Origin of the sequence: Streptomyces qinglanensis (assembly GCF_900111245.1) — a bacterium.
Taxonomy (GTDB): domain Bacteria; phylum Actinomycetota; class Actinomycetes; order Streptomycetales; family Streptomycetaceae; genus Streptomyces; species Streptomyces qinglanensis.
The window spans coordinates 1-25960 of the sequence record NZ_FOGO01000024.1 but is presented as its reverse complement, the minus strand read 5'-3'; the positions used below and the strand labels follow the sequence as shown (position 1 = coordinate 25960).

Annotated in this window: 23 protein-coding genes and 1 rRNA gene; 19 read left to right on the top strand and 5 right to left on the bottom strand. The window is 72.8% G+C overall.

What is annotated here, in order from left to right; genetic code table 11:
- Nucleotides 1-150 precede the first annotated feature (150 nt).
- From rrf to BMX65_RS30810, 6 genes are all read left to right on the top strand, one after another.
- A 5S ribosomal RNA gene (gene rrf / locus BMX65_RS30835) occupies nucleotides 151-267 on the top strand.
- Nucleotides 268-345: 78 nt separating this feature from the next.
- The gene (locus BMX65_RS30830) at nucleotides 346-1524 is read left to right on the top strand and encodes an acetoin utilization protein AcuC (protein ID WP_075003649.1); all 1179 of its coding nucleotides are present in this window, start codon (nucleotides 346-348) and stop codon (nucleotides 1522-1524) included.
- 946 nt (nucleotides 1525-2470) lie between these two features.
- Nucleotides 2471-2680: a helix-turn-helix domain-containing protein gene (locus BMX65_RS30825; protein WP_158687519.1), complete on the top strand. Its 210-nt coding sequence runs from the start codon at nucleotides 2471-2473 to the stop codon at nucleotides 2678-2680.
- A 183-nt stretch (nucleotides 2681-2863) separates the two neighbouring features.
- Nucleotides 2864-2962, top strand: coding sequence for a 30S ribosomal protein bS22 (locus BMX65_RS30820; RefSeq protein WP_003948845.1), 99 nt, complete (start codon nucleotides 2864-2866; stop codon nucleotides 2960-2962).
- Nucleotides 2963-3093: 131 nt separating this feature from the next.
- The gene (locus BMX65_RS30815) at nucleotides 3094-4191 is read left to right on the top strand and encodes an NAD-dependent epimerase/dehydratase family protein (RefSeq protein WP_075003648.1); all 1098 of its coding nucleotides are present in this window, start codon (nucleotides 3094-3096) and stop codon (nucleotides 4189-4191) included.
- Nucleotides 4184-5437, top strand: a complete 1254-nt coding sequence (locus BMX65_RS30810; protein ID WP_075003647.1) for a lysophospholipid acyltransferase family protein — start codon at nucleotides 4184-4186, stop codon at nucleotides 5435-5437. The genes BMX65_RS30815 and BMX65_RS30810 overlap by 8 nt, the downstream gene beginning before the upstream one ends.
- 131 nt (nucleotides 5438-5568) lie before the next feature.
- Here the strand turns inward: BMX65_RS30810 and BMX65_RS30805 are convergent, their stop codons facing one another.
- From BMX65_RS30805 to BMX65_RS30795, 3 genes are all read right to left on the bottom strand, one after another.
- Nucleotides 5569-6894: a DUF5667 domain-containing protein gene (locus tag BMX65_RS30805; RefSeq protein WP_075003646.1), complete on the bottom strand. Its 1326-nt coding sequence runs from the start codon at nucleotides 6892-6894 to the stop codon at nucleotides 5569-5571.
- A gap of 403 nt (nucleotides 6895-7297) precedes the next feature.
- Nucleotides 7298-8200, bottom strand: coding sequence for an ECF subfamily RNA polymerase sigma factor, BldN family (locus BMX65_RS30800; protein ID WP_075003645.1), 903 nt, complete (start codon nucleotides 8198-8200; stop codon nucleotides 7298-7300).
- A 380-nt stretch (nucleotides 8201-8580) separates the two neighbouring features.
- A complete protein-coding gene (locus BMX65_RS30795; RefSeq protein WP_075003644.1) occupies nucleotides 8581-9510 on the bottom strand; it encodes an HAD family hydrolase in 930 nt (309 codons plus the stop codon).
- Between the two features lie 229 nt (nucleotides 9511-9739).
- Between BMX65_RS30795 and BMX65_RS30790 the strand changes: the two genes are divergently transcribed.
- The 12 genes from BMX65_RS30790 (at nucleotide 9740) to BMX65_RS30735 (ending at nucleotide 20976) form a co-directional block, all read left to right on the top strand.
- Nucleotides 9740-9976 (top strand): glutaredoxin family protein, encoded by a 237-nt coding sequence (locus BMX65_RS30790; RefSeq protein ID WP_019354097.1) that lies wholly within the window; start codon nucleotides 9740-9742, stop codon nucleotides 9974-9976.
- 484 nt (nucleotides 9977-10460) lie between these two features.
- Nucleotides 10461-11249, top strand: a complete 789-nt coding sequence (locus BMX65_RS30785; protein WP_075003643.1) for a redox-sensing transcriptional repressor Rex — start codon at nucleotides 10461-10463, stop codon at nucleotides 11247-11249.
- Complete coding sequence (locus BMX65_RS30780; RefSeq protein ID WP_075003642.1) at nucleotides 11246-12571, top strand: glutamyl-tRNA reductase; 1326 nt, start codon at nucleotides 11246-11248, stop codon at nucleotides 12569-12571. Before BMX65_RS30785 ends, BMX65_RS30780 begins: the two co-directional genes overlap by 4 nt.
- On the top strand, nucleotides 12568-13569 hold the full coding sequence (gene hemC / locus BMX65_RS30775) for a hydroxymethylbilane synthase (RefSeq protein WP_075003641.1): 1002 nt from the start codon (nucleotides 12568-12570) through the stop codon (nucleotides 13567-13569). The genes BMX65_RS30780 and hemC overlap by 4 nt, the downstream gene beginning before the upstream one ends.
- An 86-nt stretch (nucleotides 13570-13655) precedes the next feature.
- Nucleotides 13656-15308 carry a bifunctional uroporphyrinogen-III C-methyltransferase/uroporphyrinogen-III synthase gene (locus BMX65_RS30770; protein ID WP_075003652.1) on the top strand — a complete coding sequence of 551 codons (1653 nt, stop codon included), beginning with the start codon at nucleotides 13656-13658 and terminating at the stop codon, nucleotides 15306-15308.
- Nucleotides 15305-16324 carry a porphobilinogen synthase gene (gene hemB / locus BMX65_RS30765; RefSeq protein ID WP_075003640.1) on the top strand — a complete coding sequence of 340 codons (1020 nt, stop codon included), beginning with the start codon at nucleotides 15305-15307 and terminating at the stop codon, nucleotides 16322-16324. The genes BMX65_RS30770 and hemB overlap by 4 nt, the downstream gene beginning before the upstream one ends.
- Before the next feature lie 306 nt (nucleotides 16325-16630).
- Nucleotides 16631-16987 (top strand): cupin domain-containing protein, encoded by a 357-nt coding sequence (locus BMX65_RS30760; RefSeq protein WP_075003639.1) that lies wholly within the window; start codon nucleotides 16631-16633, stop codon nucleotides 16985-16987.
- A 188-nt stretch (nucleotides 16988-17175) separates the two neighbouring features.
- A complete protein-coding gene (locus BMX65_RS30755) occupies nucleotides 17176-18975 on the top strand; it encodes an ATP-binding protein (protein WP_143081902.1) in 1800 nt (599 codons plus the stop codon).
- Nucleotides 18972-19391 carry a roadblock/LC7 domain-containing protein gene (locus tag BMX65_RS30750; RefSeq protein WP_075003637.1) on the top strand — a complete coding sequence of 140 codons (420 nt, stop codon included), beginning with the start codon at nucleotides 18972-18974 and terminating at the stop codon, nucleotides 19389-19391. The genes BMX65_RS30755 and BMX65_RS30750 overlap by 4 nt, the downstream gene beginning before the upstream one ends.
- Nucleotides 19388-19831, top strand: coding sequence for a DUF742 domain-containing protein (locus BMX65_RS30745; RefSeq protein ID WP_177214387.1), 444 nt, complete (start codon nucleotides 19388-19390; stop codon nucleotides 19829-19831). Before BMX65_RS30750 ends, BMX65_RS30745 begins: the two co-directional genes overlap by 4 nt.
- Nucleotides 19809-20420 carry a GTP-binding protein gene (locus BMX65_RS30740; RefSeq protein ID WP_075003636.1) on the top strand — a complete coding sequence of 204 codons (612 nt, stop codon included), beginning with the start codon at nucleotides 19809-19811 and terminating at the stop codon, nucleotides 20418-20420. Before BMX65_RS30745 ends, BMX65_RS30740 begins: the two co-directional genes overlap by 23 nt.
- Entirely contained in the window at nucleotides 20401-20976 is a 576-nt protein-coding gene (locus BMX65_RS30735) for a GAF domain-containing protein (protein ID WP_075003635.1), read from the top strand. Before BMX65_RS30740 ends, BMX65_RS30735 begins: the two co-directional genes overlap by 20 nt.
- A 45-nt stretch (nucleotides 20977-21021) precedes the next feature.
- Here BMX65_RS30735 and argS read toward each other — a convergent pair whose 3' ends face one another.
- Nucleotides 21022-22791, bottom strand: a complete 1770-nt coding sequence (argS, locus tag BMX65_RS30730; protein ID WP_075003634.1) for an arginine--tRNA ligase — start codon at nucleotides 22789-22791, stop codon at nucleotides 21022-21024.
- Between the two features lie 137 nt (nucleotides 22792-22928).
- Here argS and lysS point away from each other — a divergent pair, with 137 nt between their 5' ends.
- Nucleotides 22929-24686 carry a lysine--tRNA ligase gene (gene lysS, locus BMX65_RS30725; RefSeq protein ID WP_075003650.1) on the top strand — a complete coding sequence of 586 codons (1758 nt, stop codon included), beginning with the start codon at nucleotides 22929-22931 and terminating at the stop codon, nucleotides 24684-24686.
- A gap of 63 nt (nucleotides 24687-24749) precedes the next feature.
- Here lysS and BMX65_RS30720 read toward each other — a convergent pair.
- Nucleotides 24750-25960, bottom strand: a 1211-nt coding sequence (locus BMX65_RS30720; RefSeq protein ID WP_075003633.1) for a DUF2637 domain-containing protein, incomplete at its 5' end; no start/stop codon positions are given.

The following is a 25960-nucleotide window of genomic DNA, read 5'->3' as shown; positions in this document are numbered from 1 at the left end:
ACGGTAACGTGTGGAGGTGACCGGTACTAATAGGCCGAGGGCTTGTCCATAGAGGCTCGCGTCCACTGTGTTGGTTCTGAGACAACAACCGTGCAAGCACCACCCTGTCGTTGGGGTGTGTTGTGCTGCTGGTTGTGTGTTTCACCGTGTTTCGGTGGTCATAGCGTGAGGGAAACGCCCGGTCACATTCCGAACCCGGAAGCTAAGCCTTTCAGCGCCGATGGTACTGCATGCGGGAGCGTGTGGGAGAGTAGGACGCCGCCGAACTCTTTGTGGGGAAAGCCCCGTCGGATTCATCCGACGGGGCTTTCTCACGTTCAGGGCCCGCCCGATACGGTGGCGGGCATGAGCGGCGGCGCGCGGTTGATGTGGGACGAGGGTGTTACCGGCTACGACTTCGGCCGTGGCCATCCGATGGACCCGGTACGGCTTGCGCTGACGAAGCGTCTCATCGAGGCGCTGGGCGTGGAGCGCAGTCCGGAGCTCGGCGTCGCCGCGGCGAAGCCCCTCGGGGACTCCACCCTGCGGCTGGTGCATCGGCCCGACTACATCGACGCCGTCCGACGGGCCTCGGCCGATCCCGCGTCCGCAGAGGAGCGCTACGGTCTGGGGACCATGGACGACCCCGCGTTCGCCGGGATGCACGAGGTCTCCGCGCTCATCGCCGGGCAGTCGGTGGGCGGCGCCGAGGCCGTGTGGCAGGGCCGGGTGCTGCACGCGGTGAACTTCGCGGGCGGGCTGCACCATGCCATGCCGGACCGCGCCTCGGGCTTCTGCGTCTACAACGATCCCGCGCTCGCCATCGCCCGGCTGCTGGAGCTCGGGGCGGAGCGCGTCGCCTACGTCGATCTGGACGTGCACCACGGCGACGGCGTCCAGGAGGCGTTCTGGGACGATCCCCGAGTGTTGACGATCTCCCTGCACGAGCATCCGGGCACCCTCTTCCCCGGCACCGGCTGGCCGGAGGAGTGCGGTGGGACGGGTGCGGAGGGCAGCGCGGTGAACGTGGCGCTGCCGCCCGGTACGGCGGACGCCGGCTGGCTGCGGGCCGTGCACGCGGTGGTTCCCGAGCTGCTGGAGGCGTTCGAGCCGCAGGTGCTGGTCTCCCAGCACGGTGCGGACACCCACGTCGAGGACCCCCTGGCCCACCTGGCGGTCAGCGTGGACGCGCAGCGGCGGGCGGCAGAGGCCGCCCACACCTGGGCGCACACCTACGCGCAGGGCCGGTGGTTGGCGACCGGGGGCGGTGGCTACGCGGTGGTGGACGTGGTGCCGCGCACCTGGACGCATCTGGTGGCGATCGCGGCGGGTGCTCCGGTGCCGGGGGAGACCGAAGTGCCGGAGGAGTGGCGGCAGGAGGTGTACGCGCGTACCGGCGGTACCGCTGCGCCGTGGCGGATGACGGACGGGCTGGAGCCGAACTGGCGGGGCTGGAGCGAGGGCTACGATCCGGCGGACCGGCTCGACCAGGCGGTGCGGGCGACCCGGCGGGCGGTGTTCCCCGCGCACGGGCTGCTGCCCTGAGGAGCCTCGTGCGGGCGTCCGGCGGCCCGTCCCGTAGGCGGCCGCAACGGCCGCCTACGGGACGCGCCTGGTTCGTGCCGTAGCCGTACCCGCCGTCGACGCCCGCAGCCGGCACCCGCGCCGCGTTCGGGCCCGCGGCCACGGCGGTGGGAGCGGCGACAGGAGGGGGAAACGAGGAGGACGAACCGTTTCTGCGGCGGTCCCGGTTGGTGGTCGGGCGGTGCGGGGTATCGGCAGTCGCGGGGCGGATTCCCCGCGTTCGCTGCTGCTGCCCGTCCGGCCTGGTGGCGGGGGAGCGGTGTCGTCGGGCTCGTCTCGGCGCCGTCTCCTGACCGACTCCCGGTCAAGTACGTCACATTGGCCCCACGTCTGTCGGCGCTCGGGTGCCTTGGACTAGCACTGTCGGTGGGTAAGTGTGTCGACATAGCGATGTGATTCGGGGTACGTCAGTGCGGCTTCTCCTACCTGAGGGGGGTCGTGCTGTTCTGCAGAACCGGCGCTTGTATTCGAGGGCGTGCGCGGGGCGCGAATGCGTGCGCCGTCCCCCTCGGCGGGGTGGAGCCGACCGGCGTGACGGAGGCGAAGGGGGCGCGGCCAAGAACCCTGCCGGGACCGATGGTTCGACGTTCGGTGCAGGTCAGTGGGGCAACGGGGTTCCCGAGCCGCCAGGTGCGCAGGGGGCGGCGCTCGGCGCGGGGCGGCAGGAGTCAGGGGTGGGACGGAGCGTTCCGTGCGTGCCGACGGATGACGCTGCGCAGTCCGACTACTACCGCGTGCTCACTCGCTATGTACTCAATCGAGCGTGTCTGTCACGGTAGGCGAGCGATCGCTACTCCTCTTCACCACTTGCATCACGCGCCCCTAATCTGGGGAGGAGCGCACATGCGAGCAGGAGGCACCGGAGGGGAAGCCGGCGCCCGACATGTGCGGAAGGTTCAGGTGTGACATGGCTGCTGACGAACGGCCGTTGAACGAGGTCGTGTTCCTGACCGTGGCGGAGGTCGCCGCGGTGATGCGAGTCTCCAAGATGACCGTGTACCGCTTGGTGCACAGCGGTCATCTGCCGGCGATCCGGGTGGGCAGGTCCTTCCGGGTGCCGGAGAAGGCCGTCCACGAATACCTCGAGGATTCGTACGTGGGGGTGGAGAGCGCCTAGCCGAGATCGGGTGCGCGCGTTTCACCGCTGCACCGGAGCCCCGGTGCCCCTCGATTCACGCCCATTCCCGGGTGGCGGGTAGGGTGGCCCCATGTAGGTCGTGTGGGCTCGGACGCCCCGCACCGAGTATCGAAATGAGTTCGCCCCGCGCCATGCGGGGATGATCCGTGAGCGAGGGTAGTCGTGGGCTCTGTCATCAAGAAGCGGCGTAAGCGGATGGCGAAGAAGAAGCACCGCAAGCTGCTGAAGCGGACGCGTGTGCAGCGTCGCAACAAGAAGTGAGCGAGCGCACCGCACGCCACTGACCGCCGCCTTTCTCTCCGTGCCGGGGAGAAGGGCGGCGGTTCTGCGTTGGTGGCGCGGTGCGGCTCGTGCAGGGGCGCTGTCCGTAGCGGGGGTGTGAGGGAGAGATCGTGGGCAAGGTCGTGCTCGTCACCGGGGTGGCCAGTCCGCTCGGAGGCCGGTTCGTACGCCGTGTCCGGCGCGAGCCTGAGGTGAGCCGGGTGATCGGCGTGGACGCCCGCCCGCCCGCGCACCCGTTGGACGGTGCGGAGTTCGTGCGGGCCGACATCCGCCAGCCCGCGATCGGCAAGGTGCTGGCCGAGCACGCTGTCGACACCGTCGTCCACATGGATGTGCACGGCGCCCCGCCGTCGCTGGGCGGTGCCGGGCGCGGAGCGGTCAAGGAGACCAATGTCATCGGCGCCATGCAGTTGCTGGGCGCGTGCCAGAAGGCGCCCAGTGTCAGCCGTCTGGTGATCAAGTCGACGACGAGCGTCTACGGTTCGGCGCCGCGCGATCCGGCCGTCTTCGACGAGGCAACGCCTGTCAGGGACCTGCCCAGCGGAGGGTTCGCCAAGGACGCGGTCGAGGTCGAGGGGTACGTACGCGGATTCGCGCGGCGCCGGCCGGACGTCGCGGTGACCGTGCTGCGCTTCGCCCACATCCTCGGCCCGGCCGCCGAGTCGCCGCTCGCCGCCTACTTCTCGCTGCCCGTCCTGCCCACCGTGCTGGGCTACGACCCCAGACTGCAGTTCGTGCACGACGACGACGTGATCGAGGTGCTGCGGCTGGCGGCGGGCGAACCGCGCCCGGGCGCGCTCACCGCCGGAACGTTCAACATCGCCGGGGACGGCGTGCTGCTGCTGTCGCAGTGCGCACGGCGGCTAGGGCGGCCGACGGCGCCGATGCTGCTGCCGGCGATCCGCTGGAGCCGGAGCGTGCTGCGCTCGGTGGGCGCGACGGACTTCTCGCCCGAACAGATACGGCTGCTCACCCACGGGCGGGTGGTGCGGACCGCGCACGCCCGCGATGTGCTCGGCTTCACCCCGCGCCGGACGACGGCGGAGACGCTGGACGCGTTCCTGCGGGAGCAGGGCCCGGGGCTGCTGCCGCCGGAGGGCGTCGCCGGTGCGCTCGACCGGTTCGCGGCACTGCTGCCGGGGAAGTCCGGCCCGCAAGCGTGCACCGCCGCCGCGGCGGGGCAGGAGGAGGTGCGCCAGGATGGCTGACGCGAAGGTCATACCCTTCGACGACGACAGGGACCGCTCCCGGGCCCCGGGGTCCCCCGCCGGACGCGGCCCGGGGGACGCCTCCGGCGCGTCGTCCGGTGCGGGACGCTCCCAGGGGCCCCGCACGGGCGGCCAGGCCGGTCCCGGCGAGGAGCCCGGTCCGGGCGGCGTCCGCGGCGCTCGACGTGGCGGCACCGGGCGGCGTTCGCGTCTGACGGCGGTGTCCGGCCGGCGGGCGGATCCGGCGGAAGACGCCGGGGAACCGTCCGGGCAGCACCGGCCCGATGCGGCGGCCGCAGGCGCCGGACCGGAGGGCTCGGCGGCGGGCGGCTCCGCGACCCGCCGCGGGGCAGCGGGTCCTGCGGCGGCGGAGGAGCCCGCGGGGCTGCTGGAGCGGGTGCTCGGGACGGAGTGGGAGGCACGCGCCGCCGAGGGCCTCGCCTTCCTGCGGCGCAGGCTCACCGGGGAGTACGAGGTCGACGACTTCGGCTTCGACGAGGAGCTGACCGACCAGGTGCTGATGACGCTGCTGCGCCCGGTCTTCGAGAAGTACTTCCGGGTGGAGGTGCGCGGGGTGGAGAACATACCCGCGGACGGCGCGGCGCTGGTGGTGGCCAACCACTCGGGCACCCTCCCGCTGGACGGGCTGATGCTCCAGGTCGCGGTGCACGACGAGCACCCGGCCGATCGGCATCTGCGGCTGCTGGGTGCGGATCTGGTGTTCGTGCTGCCGCTCGTCAACGAGCTCGCGCGCAAGGCCGGGCACACGCTGGCCTGCGCGGAGGACGCGCAGACGCTGCTGGAACGGGGCGAGGTCGTCGGGGTGATGCCGGAGGGCTTCAAGGGGCTGGGCAAGCCGTTCGCGGACCGCTACAAGCTCCAGCGCTTCGGCAGGGGCGGTTTCGTCTCGACGGCGTTGCGGGCGGGAGCGCCGATCGTGCCGTGCTCCATCGTCGGTGCCGAGGAGATCTATCCGATGGTCGGCAACTCCCGCACCCTCGCCCGGCTGTTCGGCTTCCCGTACTTCCCCCTCACACCCACCTTCCCGTGGCTGGGTCCGCTGGGCGCGGTGCCGCTGCCGACGAAGTGGACGATCCAGTTCGGCGAGCCGCTGCCCACCGACGGCTATCCGCCGGAGGCGGCGGAGGATCCGATGCTGATGTTCAACCTCACCGACCAGGTGCGGGAAACCATTCAGCACACGCTCTACAAGCTGCTGGTGCGGCGGCGGTCGGTCTTCTTCTGAGCCCCCTGGGGCAGTGAGACCGTGCGCCGCCGCACAGCGGCGTGCTGTTCTCGGGCCGGTGGGCCGGTGGGCCGGTGGGCCGGTCGCGGCGGCCGACGCTCGGCCGCCGCGACTTCCTGCCCGTGCCGCGGCTACCTGCCGTCGCCGTCGAGGTCGAGGCGGGGCAGTACGTCCGGGACGAGCGGAGGCAGGGTCACCTTGGGCTCGCTGCCCGGCGAGGAGGGGCTTCCGGAGCCGGGATCGGAGTGGGACGGGCTGCCGCCCTGCCGGTCGGACTCCTCCGGCGGTTCGAGCAGATCGCCGCCGAGCAGCCCCTTGCCGCGCTGCTGGGAGTCGGAGGGCGAGGGCTCCTCGCCGCCGCCGTCCCGCCGCCCGTCCATGCCGTCCGCCGACGGGGAGCTCGGCTCGGCGGACGGCTGCTCCTCGCCCGTCCGGTCGCCGGTGCCCGGTTCCCGGTCGCGCGGGGCCTCGGCCCGCTCCTGAGGGAGGAGCGAGCGCAGCGGGCCCACTTCCTGGTCTATGGCGTCGAAGACCGAGCTGACCTCCTCGCTCACATCGCGGAGCTGCACCGGCAGCCGGTCGCGTAGCTGCGTCCAGCCCGCCCGGTGGTTCTCGGAGAACGCGGACAGGGACCGGATCGGGGCCAGGTCGCCGTTCCGCTGGTAGGCGGAGCTGAGCAGCCGGTGCCCCTCGGAGGCGTCGTGCCGCATACCGGAGAGTGTCCTGCGGACCTCGGCGAGGGCTTCGTGGTCCAGCTCTCCGGAGCGGTCGCGCTCCATGAGGCGGCGGGCCTCGTGCAGCCGGGTGGAGGCGTGGTCCAGGAAGAGACCGCCGCGGTCGGCGTCGTCCCCGGCCAGGTCGAGCTGGATGTCCTCCATCCCGCGCTTGAGGCCGTAGAGCGAGTCGCCGGGCAGCGCGTCGGTGCTGGCGGCGGTGGCGGCGCCGAAGGCGCTGGCCGCGACGCCCACGCTCAGGCCGCCGACGGCGAGTCCGCGGCCCAGCCGGGACTTGGGGCGCAGCTTTCCGAGCGGTCCGAGACCGGGTGCGCGGTGTGCGCCGCTCCGGCTGCGGGAGTCGGCGCGGGCGTCGCGCTGCTCGGGGAAGTGCGCGCCGTGCGCCGCTGTCTCACCCTCTCCGAAGGCGGCCTCCATGGCGGCGATCAGCTGTGCGCGCTGGACCGTCTTGACCTCGGGGTCCAGCGTCGGCCTCGGTACCCCGCCCAGCGCGTTCGCGAGGGAGAGCAGGGACGGCTCGGAGCCGTCGGCCCGGTGGCTGTGCGGGGTGCCCGGGGGCGGTGCTGCCGCGTCGCTCCCTCCTCCCGGCCCCGGACGGGAGCGCTCTCGGGGCGGGGGGCCCTCGGGTTCCGTATCGGCCGCCGCGCCCGTGTCATGTCCCTGTTCGTCCAGGGCTTGGGCGAAGGCGATGGCCCGTCGGCTCGTCGGCACGGATCCGATCACCGGCGGCACCTCCTCATCGTCTGCACGGTCGGCTCCCCACCACACCGGCACGAGTGTGGCCGACCGCGTTCGCTCAGGACCGAGCGAGCCCCGGGCAGCCACGGCTACGGGGAGTCTGCAACCCCGACAACGAGCGCAAGCCACTCGGGTTACGGAGTCGGATGTCACGATGATGTGATCGGAAGCCCGTGCAGAGATGTCCGGGCGGCCGGCCCCGGCGCAGATCCCGGCGCGGATCCCGGCACGGATCCCGGAACAGACCCGCCGCAGCCCTCGCGCAGCTCCGCCACAGCCCCCGCGCAGCCCTCCCCCGGCGACGCGGTGGTCGCAGCCTTCGGAGGCGTCTCGGAGGCGCCCTTCCCGGGTGCCTCCGAGACGCCTCCGAGCGGTCCGCCCCGGCGGGTCAGCGCGCGTCGTCGGGGAGCAGCCGCGCGAGCGTGCGCACGGCGCGGTACTGCAGGGTCTTGATGGCGCCCTCGTTCTTGCCCATCACCCGGGCCGTCTCGGCGACGGAGAGCCCCTGCAGAAATCGGAGCGTTACGCATTCCTGCTGTTGGGGGTTGAGCTTACGTACGGCCTCCAGCAGGGCGGCGTTGGAGAGCGTTTCGAGGACCGACTCCTCCGGGGACCGCTCGACCTCGTTGGCGTCGAGCATCTCGCCGGTGGTCACCTCGAGGCGGAAGCGGCTCGACTTGAAGTGGTCGGCGACCAGGTTGCGGGCGATGGTCACCAGCCAGGCTCCGAAGTCGCGGCCCTGCCAGGTGAAGGTGCCGATGCGGCGGAGGGCTCGCAGAAAGGTCTCGCTGGTCAGGTCCTCGGCGGTGGCTCGGCCGCCGACCCGGTAGTAGATGTAGCGGTAGACGGTGTCGCTGTACTGGTCGTACAACCTGCCGAACGCCTCGGCTTCGCCGTCCTGGGCACGTTCGACCAGGTCCATCATCCGGCGGCTGTCGGTGTCCGAGGCGGCCGGGCGCCGGGCGGTCGCGCCGGAGCCGCGGGCGCGCCTGCCGGTCGCGGTGGAGGTGCGGGACGCGGTCGCCGCGTTCGAGCGGGCGGCCGAGGGGGATGCCGGGGACGCGGCGGAGGCGGCCGGACCGGCCGCGGTGGTCAGGGCGCGGGTGGCGCGGTGGGCGGGGGCAGGGCAGGGACCTGTGGGGACAGTTGAGGCTCCTGCGGGGACAGGTGCGGTTGGTGCGGCCAGGGCAGGGATGGCGTACGCGGTGGGGACGAACGCACGCAGTTGGTCGATGACTGTCGTGCGCAGCGTAGCCAGGCCCGAGGCGTCAACCCCGACGTGTGGGTACACGGGACTCCCAGAGGCAGAGCTTCCATCACGTGCAGTGCGGAACCGTTCACCCGGCGTAGGGACAGGTGGGTACCGAATTGCGTCTGAGGAGAATAACGCTTCGTACAGGCCGCGCTACACCTAGTTGCTGAAAACGTCGCTTCGGTTCGTTCTGTTGCGGATTGGAGCCGCATTCAAGTGCGAGTCGAAGACTGTTTCTGATCGTTTTCGTGGCCGAATTTGACGCGTGAGTGATGTGTTCCGGCCGACCAGCCGGATGGGGACTGTCTGCCCGGAGGGCCGGGTAACACTGCTGGATTGGTCGGCCGACAGCCGTGCACGACGGACCGGCGGCGGCCGCCTGCCGCCCCGGGCGCGTCGGCGTTTCCCTCGTGAGGGGCCTAGCGGCGGCGCCGCTGCACCGCAGCGGCGGCCACCGCCCCGCCTGCCAGCGCACCGACCCCGGCGGCCGCCGGGATGCCCACCTTGGCCGCCTTGCGGCCCTTCCGGTAGTCCCGCAGTCGCCAGCCCATTTCACGCGCGTGCGTCCGAAGACGGCTGTCAGGATTGATCGCATACGGATAACCGACGAGCGACAGCATCGGAATGTCGTTCGCCGAATCGCTGTACGCAGCGCACCTGTCCAGGTCGAGCCCCTCGGCCGCGGACAGTGCGCGGACCGCCTCCGCCTTCGCCGGCCCGTGCAGCGGTTCGCCGACCAGCCGCCCGGTGTAGACCCCGCCCACCGACTCGGCCACCGTGCCCAGGGCTCCGGTCAGCCCCAGCCGCCGCGCGATGATCGTGGCCGTCTCCACCGGTGCCGCCGTCACCAGCCACACCTTCTGGCCGGCGTCCAGGTGTGCCTGGGCCAGCGCCCGGGTGCCGGGCCAGATCCGGCCCGCCATGTACTCGTCGTAGATCTCCTCGCCGATCGCCATCAGCTCGGAGACCCGGTGCCCCTTGACGATGGACAGCGCGCTCTCCCGGGCGTCGTGCATGTGGTCGGCGTTCTCGGAGCCGGCGAGCCGGAAGTAGGTCTGCTGCCAGGCGAACCGGGTCAGTTCGCGCTTCCGGAAGAACTTGCGCTTGTAGAGGCCGCGGCCGAAGTGGAAGAGGGCGGCGCCCTGCATGACGGTGTTGTCCAGGTCGAAGAAGGCGGCGGCGTGCACGTCCCCCGCCACCGGGAACTCCGGCTCCGGGGCGCCCGCGGGTCCGGCCGTCGCCTGCTCCTGCTCCTGCTTGCGCGCCGCCTCGGCGGCCGCCTCCCCGGCGAGCACGCTGCGTGCGGTTGCGTTGCGCTTTCGAGGGGTGAGCCATGCGGGAAGGGCCATGCGGCGAGCATAGCCAGTCTGTTCGGAGAGTCGGTTGCGCCGGGATTGCCTGGGGTGTGGTCGCGGTGAACTGCCGGGTCGGCGTGCGTGGCGTCGCCGGCCGGCGCGTGCGGCGTCCGCGGTCCCCGGCGGAGCGTCCGGCAGGGCCTCCGGCAGGATCTCCGGCAGGGCCTCCGGCAGGGCCTCCGGCGGTTTCGGCGAGGCGTCCGACGGGCTGGAGAATGGGGGGATGAAGACAGTGACGCTGATCGGGAAGCCCGGCTGCCACCTGTGCGACGTGGCACGGGACGTGGTGGTCCGGGTGTGCGAGGAAGTGGACGCCGCCTGGGAGGAGAAGGACATCAACCAGGATCCCGAGCTCTACCGGCTGTACTGGGAGCAGATCCCGGTGGTGCTGGTGGACGGGGCCCAGCACGACTTCTGGCGGGTGGACCCGGAGCGGCTGCGCAGCGCGCTCACCGCGTGACGCGGCGCAGGCGGGCGGCGGGCGTTGGCCGGGCGGGCCCGCGCCCGTGCGTGCCTGTGCCTGTCCGCGTGCCCGCCTGCGCCTGACTGTGTCGGCTGCTGTGCCTGCCTGCGCCTGACTGTGCCGGCTGCTGCGCCTGACCGTGCCGGCTGCTGTGCCTGACCGTGCCTCCCTGTGCTTGCCTGTGCCCGCCTGATGCCGCCCTCAAGAACCGCCGAGGGGCCGCTTGTCCAGTGGGAATGTGGTCAGGGTTCGAGTGGGTTTCGATTAGTATCGAGGGCGTTTTGCGATCCGGGGGCGTATAGGTGAGGAGTGTGGCCGGGTGTCCCCGTTGGTGCCTGTGGCGCCGGTCACGTTGACCGGACAAACCGGACACAATCTTTGTGCACGCGTTCACAAAGGCATAGCCTGGACGCGACGGAGCGGTCCGGGAGAGTGCCTCGCAGACGACCGCTCACCGCTTCGCGCAACCGGCAGGAGCACCGTGGCAACTGGCCGAAATCACCGTCCGGCGACGAGTCGGAGCCGAGGGATCCCCGAGGCGACCGTCGCCCGTCTTCCGCTGTATCTGCGGGCCCTCACCGCGCTGTCCGAGCGCTCGGTGCCCACGGTGTCCTCGGAGGAGCTGGCCTCGGCGGCGGGCGTCAATTCGGCCAAGCTCCGCAAGGACTTCTCCTACCTGGGCTCGTACGGCACCCGCGGGGTCGGCTACGACGTGGAGTACCTCGTCTACCAGATCTCCCGTGAACTGGGTCTCACCCAGGACTGGCCGGTTGTCATCGTCGGTATCGGAAATCTGGGTGCCGCGCTCGCCAACTACGGAGGGTTCGCCTCCCGCGGCTTCCGGGTCGCGGCGCTGATCGACGCCGACCCGGGGCTGTCCGGCAAGCCCGTGGCGGGCATCCCGGTCCAGCACACCGACGAGCTGGAGAAGATCATCTCGGACAACGGGGTGTCCATCGGGGTGATCGCCACCCCGGCCGGTGCGGCCCAGCAGGTGTGCGACCGGCTCGTCGCCGCCGGGATCACCTCCATCCTCAACTTCGCGCCGACCGTGCTGTCCGTCCCCGAGGGGGTCGACGTGCGCAAGGTCGACCTCTCGATAGAACTGCAGATCCTCGCCTTCCACGAGCAGCGCAAGGCGGGCGAGGAGCCGGGGGCGCCTCCGGAGACGGACACCGCGCCGCCCGCGGCGCCGCCGGCCGTGTCCGTCGCCAAGCGGCCCCCCGAGTCCGGAACTGACGGGGATCTGCCCGCCGTGATGCCGGCATGAGTCTGCTCGTCGTGGGCCTCAGCCACCGCAGCGCGCCGGTGAGTGTGCTGGAGCGGGCCGCCCTGGCCCCCCAGGCGCGGGGCAAGCTGCTGCAGGACACCGTGGGGGCCGAGCCCGCCGCCGAGGCGGCCGTCCTCTCCACCTGCAACCGGATCGAACTGTACGCGGACGTCGACCGGTTCCATGCCGGTGTCGCCGAACTGTCCACCCTGCTGGCCCAGCACAGCGGAGTGGACCTGGAAGAGCTCACCCCGTATCTGTACGTCCACTACGAGGACCGGGCCGTGCACCACCTGTTCTCGGTGGCGTGCGGGCTGGACTCGATGGTCGTGGGCGAGGGGCAGATCCTCGGCCAGATCAAGGACGCGCTGGCCGTCGCGCAGGAGCAGCACACCGCGGGACGGCTGCTGAACGACCTGTTCCAGCAGGCGCTGCGGGTGGGGAAGCGGGCGCACTCCGAGACCGGCATCGACAAGGCCGGGCAGTCGCTGGTGACGTTCGGGCTCCAGCAGTTGGCCGCGGGGCGGGACGTCGAGGCGTGGGTACGGGGGCGCCGGGCGCTGGTGATCGGCGCCGGGTCGATGTCCTCGCTGGCCGCGGTGACGCTGGCGCGCGCCGGTGTGGGCGAACTGGTGATCGTCAACCGTACGTTGGAGAGGGCCGAGCGGCTGGCGGAGAGCCTGGGCGCGCGGGCGCTGCCCATGGACGCGGTGGCCGACGAGCTGGCCGCGGCAGACGTGGTGGTCTCCTGCACCGGGGCGGCCGGGCTGGTGCTGGGCGCCGAGCAGATCGGGTGGGCCGCCCGCGCGCGGGCGGCCCGCGCGGACGGCGGCCCGGTCCTCTCGGTGCTCGACCTGGCCATGCCCCGGGACGTCGAGGCCGCCGTGCACCGCGTCGAGGGCGTGCGGCTCGTGGACATCGAGTCGCTCGCGGACGCCGAGGCGAACGCGCCGATGGCCGGGGACGTGGAAGCCGTCCGGGGCATCGTGGCCGAGGAGGTCGCCGCCTTCGGCGCCGCGCAGCGCGCCGCGACGATCACCCCGACCGTGGTGGCGCTGCGCACCATGGCCGCCGACGTCGTCGCCGGGGAGATGGCGCGGCTGGAGGGGCGGCTGCACGGGATGGACGACAAGCAGCGCGCGGAGATCACGCAGACCGTGCGCCGGGTCGTGGACAAACTGCTGCACGCGCCGACCGTGCGCGTCAAACAACTCGCGGGCGAACCCGGCGGCGCCGGGTACGCGGACGCGCTGCGTGAACTCTTCGACCTCGACCCGCAGGCGGTCGCCGCTGTCAGCAACCCGGAACAGGAGCGGCAATGAACACCGACGCCACAGCCACCACCCCACTGAGGCTGGGCACCCGCCGCAGCAAGCTCGCGATGGCGCAGTCCGGGCTGGTCGCCGAGCAGGTCCGCAGGGTGACGGGGCGCCCCGTGGAGCTGGTGGAGATCACCACCTACGGCGACGTCAGCAAGGAGCAGCTCGCGCAGATCGGCGGCACCGGGGTGTTCGTCAACGCGCTGCGGGACGCGCTGGCCCGCGGGGACATCGACTTCGCCGTGCATTCGCTGAAGGACCTGCCCACCACCCAGCCCGAGGAGTTCGCGCTGGCGGCCGTGCCCGCGCGGGCGGACGCCCGGGACGTGCTGGTCGGCCGGGACGGACTCGGTTTCGAGGCGCTCGCCCGCGCCGCAGCGTCCGGCACGGCGCGGATCGGTACGGGCTCGCCCCGCCGGATGGCGCAGATGCACGCCTGGGCGCGTACCCTCGGGTTCGAGATCGAGACCGTTCCGATCCGGGGGAATATCGACACCCGGATCGGGTACGTGCGCTCCGGTGAGCTCGACGGCGTCGTGCTCGCGGCCGCCGGTCTCGAACGCATCGGCCGCCTCGACGAGGAGGCCGCCGAGCTGATCGAACCCGACCAGGTTCTGCCCGCCCCCGGACAGGGGGCGCTGGCGGTCGAGTGCGTGGCGTCCGACACGCACCTGACCGCACAGCTCGGGGAGCTGGACGACCCGCGTACGCGGGCGGCCGTCACCGCTGAGCGAACCCTGCTCGCCGCCTTGGAGGCCGGCTGCAGCGCACCTGTGGGTGCGCTTGCCGACCTGCTTGTCGAGGGGCAGGTTGTCACCGAAATGCGCCTGCGCGGCGTCGTCGGCACCACCGACGGACGCACGCTGGTGCAGTTGTCCACCACCGGTCCCGCACCGGCATCCGACGGCGACCTCACGTCCTGTGCACGCATGGGCCGGGAACTCGCCGACGAGATGCTCGCCAAGGGTGCGGCCGGTCTGATGGGGGAGCGAGCACTTTGAGCCCCACCGCCGCCGACAGGTCGCGCGCCGAGACGTCGAACACCGCGCGCGCCGGCAAGTCGAGCACAGCACAGAAGCCGGCAGCCGTGAACAGACAGCACCTGCACGGTGCACACGGGCACGTCACCTTCCTGGGTGCCGGGCCCGGAGACCCGGGGCTGCTGACGTTGCGCGCCGTCGAGGCGCTGGGGCAGGCCGACGTCCTCGTCGCAGGCCCGCGCGTGTACGACGTCGTGCGTGCCCATACCCGGCCGGGTGTGGACACACCACTGCAGCCCGTCGCTGACGAGACGTCAACTGCCGCTGCGGCGGCCGACGATGCAGCCCTCGACGCGGGCGAGTCTGCCATAGCCGCCGCGCGCGCCGGCAAGCGGGTCGTGCGTGCGGTCGCGGGCGATCCGGGGCTGGACTCGGACGCGGCCCGCGAGATGCTCGTGCTGGCGGCCGAGGGGATTCCCTTCGAGGTCGTCCCGGGTGTCGCGGCGGCCGTGGGGGTGCCCGCCTACGCCGGGGTCCCGCTGCGTGACGCGCAGGGCACCGACGTGCGGTTCGTGGACGCGAGCACCGCCGACGACCGGTGCTGGACCGAGCTGGGGGTGAGCGACGCGACCGTCGTCGTCTCCACCACTCTGGACCAGGTCACCGCCGCCGCGGGCGAGCTGGTGGCGGCCGGCCGCAAGCCGGACACCCCGCTGACCCTCACGCTGGCCGGGACGACCACCCGGCAGCGGACCTTCACCGCGACGCTCGGCGGGATCACCCAGACCCTCAAGCAGGCCAAGGTGCTGCCGTCGCCGGACGGCGGGCAGCCCGTCATAGCCGTGGTCGGCGAGCGCAGTGCCGCGCCGCAGCGCGAGCAGCTTGCCTGGTTCGAGTCCAAGCCGCTGTTCGGCTGGCAGGTCCTGGTGCCGCGCACCAAGGAGCAGGCGGCCTCCCTCTCCGACCAGCTCCGCTCCTACGGCGCCGTGCCCGCCGAGGTGCCGACCATCGCCGTGGAGCCGCCGCGCACCCCGCAGCAGATGGAGCGCGCGGTCAAGGGCCTGGTCACCGGGCGTTACGAGTGGATCGCCTTCACCTCGGTGAACGCCGTCAAGGCGGTCCGCGAGAAGTTCGAGGAGTACGGGCTGGACGCCCGCGCCTTCGCCGGGATCAAGGTGGCGGCGGTCGGCGAGCAGACCGCGGCCGCGCTGGTCGAGTTCGGCGTCAAGCCCGACCTGGTGCCCAGCGGCGAGCAGTCGGCCGCGGGGCTGCTGGAGGACTGGCCGCCCTACGACCCGGTCTTCGACCCGATCGACCGGGTGTTCCTGCCGCGGGCCGACATCGCCACCGAGACGCTGGTGGCCGGTCTGATCGAGCTGGGCTGGGAGGTGGACGACGTGACCGCCTACCGCACGGTCCGCGCCTCGCCGCCGCCCGCCGAGACCCGGGAGGCCATCAAGGGCGGCGGGTTCGACGCGGTGCTGTTCACCTCGTCCTCCACGGTGCGGAACCTGGTGGGCATCGCGGGCAAGCCGCACAACGTCACGGTCATCGCCTGCATCGGCCCGGCCACCGCGAAGACCGCGGAGGAACACGGGCTGCGGGTGGACGTCATGTCGCCCGAGCCGTCGGTGCACAAGCTGGCCGAGGCGCTCGCCGACTTCGGAGCCCAGCGCCGTGCCGCGGCCGTCGAGGCGGGTGAGCAGGTGAAGCGGCCGAGCGAGAAGCGCCCGGCCAGGAGGAGGGCACGCACATCATGAGCACTCACGGCAGCCCCGGTACGTACGGCAGCTATCCGGCCGCCCGTCCGCGGCGGCTGCGCACCACGGCTGCCATGCGCCGGATGGTCGCCGAGCATGCCACCCGGCCCGCGGACCTGATCCTGCCCGCCTTCGTGCGGGAGGGCGCGACCGAGCCGGTGCCGGTGGGCGCCATGCCGGGTGTCGTGCAGCACACCCGGGACACGCTGCGCAAGGCTGCCGTGGAGGCGGTCGAGGCGGGGGTCGGCGGGCTGATGCTCTTCGGCGTGCCGGACGAGGCGAAGAAGGATGCGGTGGGCACGGCGGGCACCGACCCGGAGGGCATCCTCCAGGTCGCGCTGCGGGACGTGCGCTCCGAGGTCGGCGACGAGCTGGTGCTGATGTCCGACCTGTGCCTGGACGAGTACACCGACCACGGCCACTGCGGGGTGCTGACCGCCGAGGGCCGGGTGGACAACGACGCGACGCTGGAGCGCTACGCCGAGATGGCCCGCGTCCAGGCCGACGCCGGAGCCCATGTGCTGGGCCCCAGCGGCATGATGGACGGCCAGATCGCGCACGTCCACGCGGCGCTGGAGGAGGCGGGCCACACCGACGTGGCCGTCTTCGCCTACACCGCCAAGTACTCCTCGGCGTTCTACGGGCCGTTCCGGGAGGCCGTCGGCTCCTCGCTGCAGGGGGACCGCAAGACCTACCAGCAGGACCCGGCCAATGCTCGGGAGGCGCTGCGCGAGCTCTCGCTGGACCTCGCCGAGGGCGCGGACATGGTGATGGTCAAGCCCGGACTGCCGTACCTGGACGTCCTGCGGGACTTCGCCGAGCGCGCCGAGGTGCCCGTCGGCGTCTACCAGATCTCCGGTGAGTACGCGATGGTCGAGGCCGCCGCCGAGAAGGGCTGGATCGACCGGGAGGCGGCCATCCTGGAGACGCTGACGAGCTTCACCCGGGCCGGCGCGAACATGATCCTCACCTACTGGGCGACGGAGGCCGCCGGGCTGCTGCGCGCACGGTACTGACCGGCCCGAGCGGCGGCACGCCGCGAACGCCGTACAACAGGCGCCATCCGCACGGCGGATGGCGCCTTTCCGTGTTGCGGGTGAGGTGAACGGGCGTTTCCGTTGTGGCTGGGGCGAAGGATCACTTACGCTCATTCCGCTTCACTCGAACCGGTACCGGAGCATGTGCTCCCGGTGCCGTCGCAGTTGACGTCATGTCATTGCACTGTGCTGGGCGGCTGACCCCGCGCGACTTCGACGGCGTACCTCTTCCGTCTCGCGAGTCCCCTGCATCGCAGCGCCATCGCAGAGAAAGAGGAGCACACCATGACGACCCTCGAACGCCCCGACTTCCACGTGGCCGGCACCGAGGCACTCGCGCGGATCGACCCCGTCGAGCTGTACCCGGGGGTGACGGCCCACGTGCTCGACTGGACCAGCCCCGCCGACGGTTCGGACCCGCTGCCGCGCGAGGCGTACGTACGGTTCGCGCCCGGTTCCGGCTACCCCGAGCCGGACCACCACGGGGACACCAGCGAGATCGTGGTCGTCGTCGACGGCGAACTGCAGGACGAGGCGGGCAGCTACCCCGTCGGCAGCCGGATCCGCGGGGCGCAGGGCTCCACCCACACACCGCGCAGCGAGCAGGGCTGCCTGCTCTACGTGTACTTCCCGCAGCGCTGAGCCCGCCGCGCGGCGGCACCGGGCGGGGTGTGCACTCCGCCGCCCGTACCGGCAGGTGTGACCACACGCCTGCCGAACGCCCGCCGTCGCGCCGCCGTGTCCGCGAGTGCCGTCCCGCGGCGGAGCAGCACTGCCCTCCGCCGCGGCGCGGCTCCTTCTTCTCCCATCAGAACCGTTCGAGGGAACCGATGTCCGGACCTCCTAGTTCCTCGATACCCCCGCCGCGGGAGGCGCCCGCCGCCGCGGTGGACGCGGCACTGCGCCGCCGTCTGGTGCGGCTGGCGTGCGCACCCGCACTCGTCGTGGCTCTCGCCGCCACCGCGGCGGTGACGTTCCTGTGGTCCGCCGGGCAACCGGACGCGGCCACCGCGGGTGCCGTCCCCGGCGACGTGGCTGGGCCCGGCACGCTCGCCGCCGTGCTGCTGGTCGCCGCCGCCGCGCTCGCCGGCGGCATACGTGCCGCCTCGGCCCAGGCGGCGGCGCTGAACCGCCGCGCGCGTTCCGCGCCTCCCGCCCCCGCCCCCGGTTCCGGCACCGTCGTCGAGGACGGGCCCGGGCAGCGGCTCCGGCCCGCCGACCAGGTCGCCGTCTTCGTCAACCTCGCCCGGCGCCTCCAGTCGCTGCTGCACCGCGAGATCCATGTGCTGGACGAGTTGGAGAACCAGGTCGAGGACCCGGACATCCTCAAGGGCGTCTTCCAGGTCGACCATCTGGCCACCCGCATCCGCCGCTACGCAGAGAACCTCGCGGTACTCGGCGGCGCCGTCCCCCGCCGCCAGTGGACCCGGCCCGTCCAGCTCACCGAGATCCTGCGCTCCTCCGCCGCCGAGGTGGAGCACTACCAGCGGGTCCGCCTGGTGCCCCCGATCGAGGGCACGGTGACCGGGCAGGCCGTCGCCGACGTCATCCACCTGCTGTCCGAACTGGTGGAGAACGCCACCTTCTACTCCCCGCCGCAGACCCGGGTGCTGCTGCGCGCCAGCCGGGTCACCGCCGGGCTCGCCATCGAGGTCGAGGACCGCGGACTGGGCATGACCGAGCAGACGCAGCAGCGGATGAACGCCCTGCTGGCCGATCCCGAGGGCGTCGACGTCGGGGCGCTGCTGGCCGACGGCCGGATCGGGCTGTACGTGGTCGGCATGCTGGCCCGGCGGCACGGGGTCGCCGTACAGCTCCGCGGCAACATCTACGGCGGCGTCCAGGCCGTCCTCGTCCTTCCGCACGCCATGCTCGGCGACCCGCAGCCCGCGTCCGAGCACGCCCCGAGGGCCGAGCAGCGGGCACCGCACGCGCCGCCGTCCGGCGCCGCCCCGCCGCGGTCGGCCCACTCCGGCACGGCCCCGCACCCCCGGTCCGCCCACCCCGCTGCTGCGCCGCACCCCGGTTCCGCACCCCCGGACGGGCCCGGCACCCCGAGGCCGACACCACCCGCACCCGCACCCGCACCCGCGCCCGTTGCCATTGCCGCACCCGTTGCCGTTGCCGGCGGGCCGCTTCCGGCCGCCGCCGGTCCCGACCCGGCAGGGCCGGTGCCCGCCGCCGGGCCGGTGCCCGGAGGCGATCCGGCTTCTCACGGTCCGCCCCCGGCATCCGGTGCGGCTCGGCACGGTGCGGCTCCGGCATCCGGTCCGGCTTCCTCACCTCCGCCCCCAGCTTCCGGTGCGGCTCCCTACGGACCGGCACCCGGCGGCGCCCCCGGGCCCGCAGCCGGGCCGGGCGGGCCCGAGGGCGGCGGGGAGCGGCCCCGGCTGCCGCGGCGGTCGCGGCAGCAGCACCTCGCGCCCGAACTGCGGGACGCGCCGACAGCCGGCACCCCGGCCAGGAGGACCGGGAACGCCGGGGGCACCGGTGACGCCGAGGACGCCGTGCACGATCCCGGGCTGATGGCCGCCTTCCGGCGCGGGGTCGGCCGGGCGGATGTCGAAGCGCGCGGGCGGCCGTCCCCCGACGGCCACGGCCCGTCCCACCAGGAGGAAGGACGATCATGATGAGCGAAGCACCCACCCCGCGTACGGCGGCGGACCTGTCCTGGCTGCTGACCGGACTCGTCGACCGGGTGCCGCACGCGCGCAGCGCCCTTTTGCTGTCCTCGGACGGTCTGGTCAAGGCCGCGCACGGGCTGGAGACCGATGCCGCCGACCAGTTGGCGGCGCTCGCCTCCGGGCTGTACTCGCTGGGCCGCAGCGCGGGGGTGCGGTTCGCCGACGGGGACGGCGTCCGGCAGGTCGTGGTCGAACTGGACTCCTCGCTGCTGTTCGTCACCACCGCGGGCCGGGGCGCCTGCCTGGCGGTGTTCGCGGGCAGCGAGGCGGACGCGGGCGTGCTGGGCTACGAGATGGCCATGCTGGTCAAGAGCGTCCGCCCGTATCTGGTCACCCCCGCGCGGCAGCCCAGCGGCACATGACGACGCCCCCGGGAGCAACCGGCGGCCCCGGCCCCGGCCCCGGCCCTGACCCCGGCCCCGGCTCCGGCTCCGGCGACGAGCCGTGGTTCGACGACGAGGCGGGCCGGCTCGTGCGCCCGTACACCGTCAGCGAGGGCCGCACCCGCCCCTCGGCGCCGCTGGACCTGCTGACCATGGTGCGGGCCACCGGGGTGCGCCCGGACGGCTATCTGGGCCCCGAGCACGCCCAGGTGCTCCGGCTCTGCGGAGGGCCGGTGTCCGTCGCCGAGATCGCCGCGAGCATCCGGCAGCCGGCGGCTGTGACCAAGGTGGTGCTGTCCGACCTGGTGGACTGGGGCGCCGTCGCCACCCGCGGGCCCGTCCATCTGCAGTCGGGACCTGATCCGAACAACCGAGAAGTGCTGGAGGCGGTGCTGGATGGACTGCGCAGAAGACTCTGACCTGCCATCGACCGCGGCCGCGCCCTTCCCGACCGCGCTCAAGATCATCGTGGCCGGGGGCTTCGGGGTGGGCAAGACGACCTATGTGGGAGCCGTCAGCGAGATCGAGCCGCTCAGCACCGAAGAACTGCTGACGCAGGTGAGCGAGGCCACCGACAGTCTGGAGGGGGTCGAGGAGAAGGCGACCACGACGGTCGCGATGGACTTCGGCCGGCTCACCTTCGAGACCGGCTACGTGCTCTACCTCTTCGGCACGCCCGGCCAGGACCGGTTCTGGTTCATGTGGGACGAGCTGGCCGCCGGGGCGCTGGGTGCTGTGGTGCTCGCCGACACCCGGCGGCTGGAGCACTGCTTCCCCGCCGTGGACTACTTCGAGCGGCGCGGGATCCGCTTCGTCCTGGCCGTCAACGAATTCGACGGCTCCCACCGCTACACCCCCGACGAGGTGCGGGCCGCCATCGACCTCGACCCCGGCGTCCCCGTGCTGCTGTGCGACGCGCGGCGGCGGGACTCGGCGACCGGGGTCCTCATCTCACTCGTCCAGCATCTGCTCGACCCGAGGAGCGCGCATGCCCTTCACCCCGCTTGATCCGACGGCCCGGCTCCTGCTGACCCCGCGGGACGACGAGGGGCCGGCGCGCGCTGCCCGGCTCCGGGAGCTGGGCATGGGCGACGAGCCCGTGTCCGAACTCGACACGTTCGCACGGGAGCTGGCCCGCGTCACCGACGCGCCGGTCGCGGCCGTCAACTTCGTCGACGAGCGCCGCCAGTACTTCGCCGGGCTCTACGACGCGTCCGTGGACCCGGCCAGGGGGCCGGTCGACCCCGACGGCGGCTTCGGCCGGGTGATGCCGCGCGATCACGGCTACTGCGTGCACGTGGTCGCGCGGCGCTCCGCGCTGGTGCTGGAGGACGTGCGCGATTTCGCGCGGTTCGCGGTCAACGCCGTGGTGGACGAGGTCGGTGTCGCCTCCTACCTGGGGGCGCCGCTGATCGACCCGGTGACGGGGATGGCGCTGGGCACGATCTGCGTCGTCGACCAGCAGCCGCGCGCCTGGGGGCAGCAGGGGCTGCGCACCATCAAGACGATGGCGGCACAGCTCCAGCAGGAGATCCTGGGCGGCCGGGACCGCGCCGCCGGCTGACCCGGGCTGCGCGCGGCCCCGGCCCGCCGCGCGCGGCCCCGGGCCTCAGAGTCGCTCGGGCGTGCGGATGCCCAGCAGCGCCAGGCCCTGGTGCAGCACCTCGGCTGTCAGATCGCACAGGAACAGGCGGTTCTCCGCCTGTTCGGTCGTGTCGGCCTTCAGCACCGGGCAGTTCTCGAAGAACCGGCTGTAGAGCGTGGCGAGTTCGTACAGGTAGGCCGTCACCTTGTGCGGCTCGTACTCGTCGGCCGCCGTCACCAGGGTGTCCCCGAACGCGTCCAGATGCAGGGCCAGCGCCCGCTCGGCCGGGGCCAGCTCCAGCTCCGGGTGCGGCACGGGCCGCAGTGCGCCCGCCTTGCGGAAGATCGAGCGGACCCGCGCGTAGGCGTACTGGAGGTAGACGCTGGTGTCGCCCTGCAGCGAGACCATCCGGTCCAGGTCGAAGACGTAGTCCCGGGTCATCGAGTTGGACAGGTCGGCGTACTTGACCGCGCCGATGCCCACCTGCTCGGCGCGGGCCCGGATCTCGTCCTCGGTGACGCCGTCGTCGGCCTTCTCCCGTACCACGGCGGCGGCGCGTTCGACCGCCTCGTCCAGCAGGTCCACCAGCCGCACCGTCTCGCCCTCGCGGGTCTTGAACGGCTTGCCGTCCTTGCCCAGGACCGTGCCGAAGGGGAGCTGCCGGGCCGTGTCCTCGGGCAGCCAGCCCGCGCGACGTGCCGTCTCGAAGACCATCCGGAAGTGCAGCGACTGCCGCGCGTCCACGACGTACAGCAGGGTGTCGGCCTTGAGCTCGCCGACCCGGTTGCGGATGGCGGCCAGGTCGGTGGCGGCGTAGCCGAAGCCGCCGTTGGACTTCTGCACGATCAGCGGGGTGGGGGTGCCGTCGGGGCCCTTGACGTCCTCGAAGAAGACGCACAGCGCGCCCTCGGAGCGCACCGCGACGCCGGACTCCTCCAGCTCCTCGACGACCTCCTGGAGAGCGTCGTTGTAGGCGCTCTCGCCGACGATGTCCGTGTCCCGGATCTCCACGTCGAGTTCGTCGTAGACGCCCTGGAAGTACGTCTTCGACTCGTCGACGATCTTGTGCCAGAGGGCCAGCGTGTCCGGGTCGCCGCTCTGCAGGGCCGGAACCCGGTCCCGGGCGCGTGCCTTGAACGCCTCGTCGGAGTCGAAGAGCGCCCGCGAGGACTTGTAGAGCCGGTTGAGCCGGGCCATCGCGGCCTCGCCCGCGTCCTTGGCGCCCGCCGTGTCCGAGGCGTGGTCCAGCTCGTGCGGGTGCTCGATCAGGTACTGGATGAGCATGCCGAAGTTGGTGCCCCAGTCGCCGATGTGGTGGCGCCGGATCACCTTCTCGCCGCGGTGCTCCAGGAGCTGCACCACCGCGTCGCCGATCACCGTCGAGCGCAGGTGCCCGACGTGCATCTCCTTGGCCACGTTCGGCTGCGAGTAGTCGATCACCGTCGTGCCCGGGTCGTCCTTGTACGGCACGCCCAGCCGCGGGTCCTGCCGCCGCGCCGCCAGGTTGTCCATGATCGCCTCGTCGGCGACGGTGATGTTGAGGAAGCCGGGCCCCGAGACCTCGATCGAGGCGATCTCGTCGTTGGCCGGCAGCGCCTCGGTGACCTTGCCGGCCAGCTCCCGCGGATTCCCCTTGAGCTGCTTGGCCAGCGCCAGCATCCCGTTGGCCTGGAAGTCCGCCCGGTCGCTGCGTCGCAGCAGCGGGTCGGCGGAGGCGGCCTCCGGCAGTGCAGCCGAGAGGGCGTCCGAGACGCGCTGATGGACCGTTGCGGCGAGGGAGGGGACCGTAGCCATGGAGTGCTGACCGTTCCGTCGGGGTGGCTGGAATCCGGGCCAGTATCCCACGTGCGCACGGGGGAGCGCCGCCGCATTCCGGGGTGGGACAATGGGCCCGCAGGTTCGAGGAGCGCAACGAGAAGGAAGTGCCGGACGTGGCTCAGACCCCCCATGAGGCCGACTGGGTCTCCCGTATCGCCGATGAGGTCATCGCCGAGGCGGAGCGCCGCGCGTCGGGGAAAACGGGCTCCGACGGCGGCACCCCGAAGATCGTCTGCGCTTCCGGGCTGAGCCCCTCCGGGCCCATCCACCTGGGCAATCTGCGCGAGGTGATGGTGCCGCACCTGGTCGCCGACGAGATCAAGCGGCGGGGGCTGCCCTGCGAGCACATCCTCTCCTGGGACGACTACGACCGGTTCCGCAAGGTCCCGGCCGGGGTCGAGGGCGTGGACGCCTCGTGGGAGGAGCACATCGGCCGCCCGCTGACCGCCGTCCCCGCGCCGTCCGGCAGCCCGTACGCGAGCTGGGCCGAGCACTTCAAGGCCGCCATGGAGGCGGCCCTGCTGGAGCTGGGCGTGGAGTACCGCGGCATCAGCCAGACCGCGCAGTACACCTCGGGCGCCTACCGCGAGCAGATCCTCTTCGCGATGCGCGAGCGCGCCCGCATCGACGCCGTGCTCGACCGCTACCGGACGCTGGAGAAGGGCGCGAAGGGCGGCAAGAAGCAGCAGAAGCCCGCGGACGCCGCCGAGGTGGAGGCCGCCGAGGGCTCGGGCGCGGCCGCCGAGGACGACGGCTCGGGCGCCGGAGCCGGCGCGTACTACCCGTACAAGCCCTACTGCACCGTCTGCGGCCGCGATCTGACCACCGTCACCGGCTACGACGACGAGACGACCGGGCTGTCCTACACCTGCCGGTGCGGGCACGCCGAGACGGTCGAGCTGCGCACCTTCGACCACGGCAAGCTGGTCTGGAAGGTGGACTGGCCGATGCGCTGGGCGTACGAGGGCGTCGTCTTCGAGCCGTCCGGCGTCGACCACCAGTCGCCCGGCTCGTCGTTCGTCGTCGGCGGGCAGCTCGTGCGGGAGATCTTCGACGGTGAGCAGCCCATCGGCCCGATGTACGCGTTCGTGGGCATCAGCGGCATGGCGAAGATGTCCTCCTCGAAGGGTGGTGTGCCCACTCCGGCCGACGCGCTGCAGATCATGGAGGCCCCGCTGCTGCGCTGGCTGTACGCGCGGCGCAAGCCGAACCAGTCCTTCAAGGTCGCCTTCGACCAGGAGATCCAGCGCACCTACGACGAGTGGGACGCGCTCGGCCGCAAGATCGCCGACGGCTCGGCCCAGCCCGCCGACCTGGCGGCGCACACCCGCGCCTCGTCCACCGCGCTGGGCCCGCTGACCCTGACGCCGCGCCCGCTGCCGTACCGCACGCTGGCCTCCGTCACCGACATCACCGGCGGCCAGGAGGAGCAGACGCTGCGCATCCTCACCGAGCTGGACCCGCAGCACCCGGTGCACGCGCTGGAGGAGGTGCGGCCGCGGCTGGACCGCGCGCACCGCTGGATCACCACGCAGGTCCCGGCCGACCAGCGCACCCGTGTCCGCGAGGAGCCCGACGCGGCGCTGCTGGCGGAGTTGGACGAGGAGCAGCGCGAGTCGCTGCGGCTGCTGCTGGACGGGCTGGACGAGCACTGGTCGCTGGAGGGCCTGACGTCGCTGGTGTACGGCGTGCCCAAGGTGCGCGCCGGGTTCGCGCCGGACGCGAAGCCCACCCCGGAGATGAAGGTGGCCCAGCGCGGTTTCTTCGCGCTGCTCTACCGGCTGCTGGTCGGCCGCGAGACCGGTCCGCGGCTGCCCACCCTGCTGCTGGCCGTGGGCGCCGACCGGGTGCGCAAGCTGCTGGGGGCCTGAGAGCTGCCGGGAGTCCGAAAGCCGCCGGGGGCCTGAACCGGGCCGGCCGAGAGCCGGCCCGGTTCAGCCGGCGAGGCCCATCTCGGTGTTGTAGCGCTCCTTGAACTCCCGCAGGTAGCCGCCGAGGTAGGTCTCGCCCAGCAGGTTGCCCTCGGCGGTGGTGACCCCGTGCCCCTCGTAGAGGGCGCGGGAGAGCTGGCGTGCGGTGGGGCGGTCGCCGTGCGCGGCGACGTACTGGCGGTAGACCGCGAAGTAGAACTCGTCGCGCGGCACCCCGTCGGGGATGCCGACGGGCTCGTTCCCGGCATCCGCGTCGTCCTGCTCCGGTTCCGCCGGGAGCGGCTCCTCGGCGGCAGGTGGCTCCACCGGAGCCGGGGCCGGGGCCGGGGCGGGGGCCGGGGCGGGCTCGGGTTCCGGAGGGGCGGGCGCCGGCTCGACGAAGAGTTCCTGCTGGGCGCGGACGGGCTGCGGGGCGGCCAGTGTGCGGTAGCGGCCGGGTGCCACCGGGACGGGGAACTCCTGCGTCTGCGGTGCGGGTTCGGCCGTGCGCGCGGGGTCCGGCTCGGGTGTGGCGGCGGGCCGTGGTTCGGGTGCGGCGGCGGGTTGCGCCTCCCGCGCGGTCCCCGGCGCGGGGAGGCGCTCCGTCTCCGCCGGGTTCCCGGTGCCCGGCGCGGATTCCGCGGCCGACGGGGGTTCGGGCTGCGCCGGGGGCGCGGGCTCCGGACCGGGTGCGGGACCGGCCGCCGGGGACGCCGGGGAGGGTGCCGGAGCGTGCTCGTGGGCCGGTTCGGTGTCCGCTCCGGGTGCGGCCGGACGGACGGCCTCGTGACCCGCGGCTTCGGCGCCGCCCCGGCCCGCTCCGGTGTCCAGTTGCGCGGACGGCATCGGTTCCGGCTCCGGCAGCGCGCTGGCCTGGGGCGCCGTGCGGTGCAGCGGGATGCCGTAGCGGGTGAGTTTGAGGGGCATGAGTGCTTCGACGGGTGCTTTGCGGCGCCAGGAGCGGCCGTAGCGGGCGCGGAGTCGGGTCTCGTAGATGAGGCGGTCTTGTTCCATGCGGATGACGTCGTCGTAGTGGCGCAGTTCCCACAGCTTCATCCGGCGCCAGAGGAGGAAGGTGGAGGGGAAGGCGAGCAGCCAGCGGGAGAGGCGGACGCCTTCCATGTGTTTGTCGGCGGTGAGGGCGGCGACGCGGCCGGCGGCGTGCCGGGCGGCTTCGACGGTGACGACGAAGAGGACGGGGATGACGGCGTGCATGCCCACGCCGAGCGGGTCGG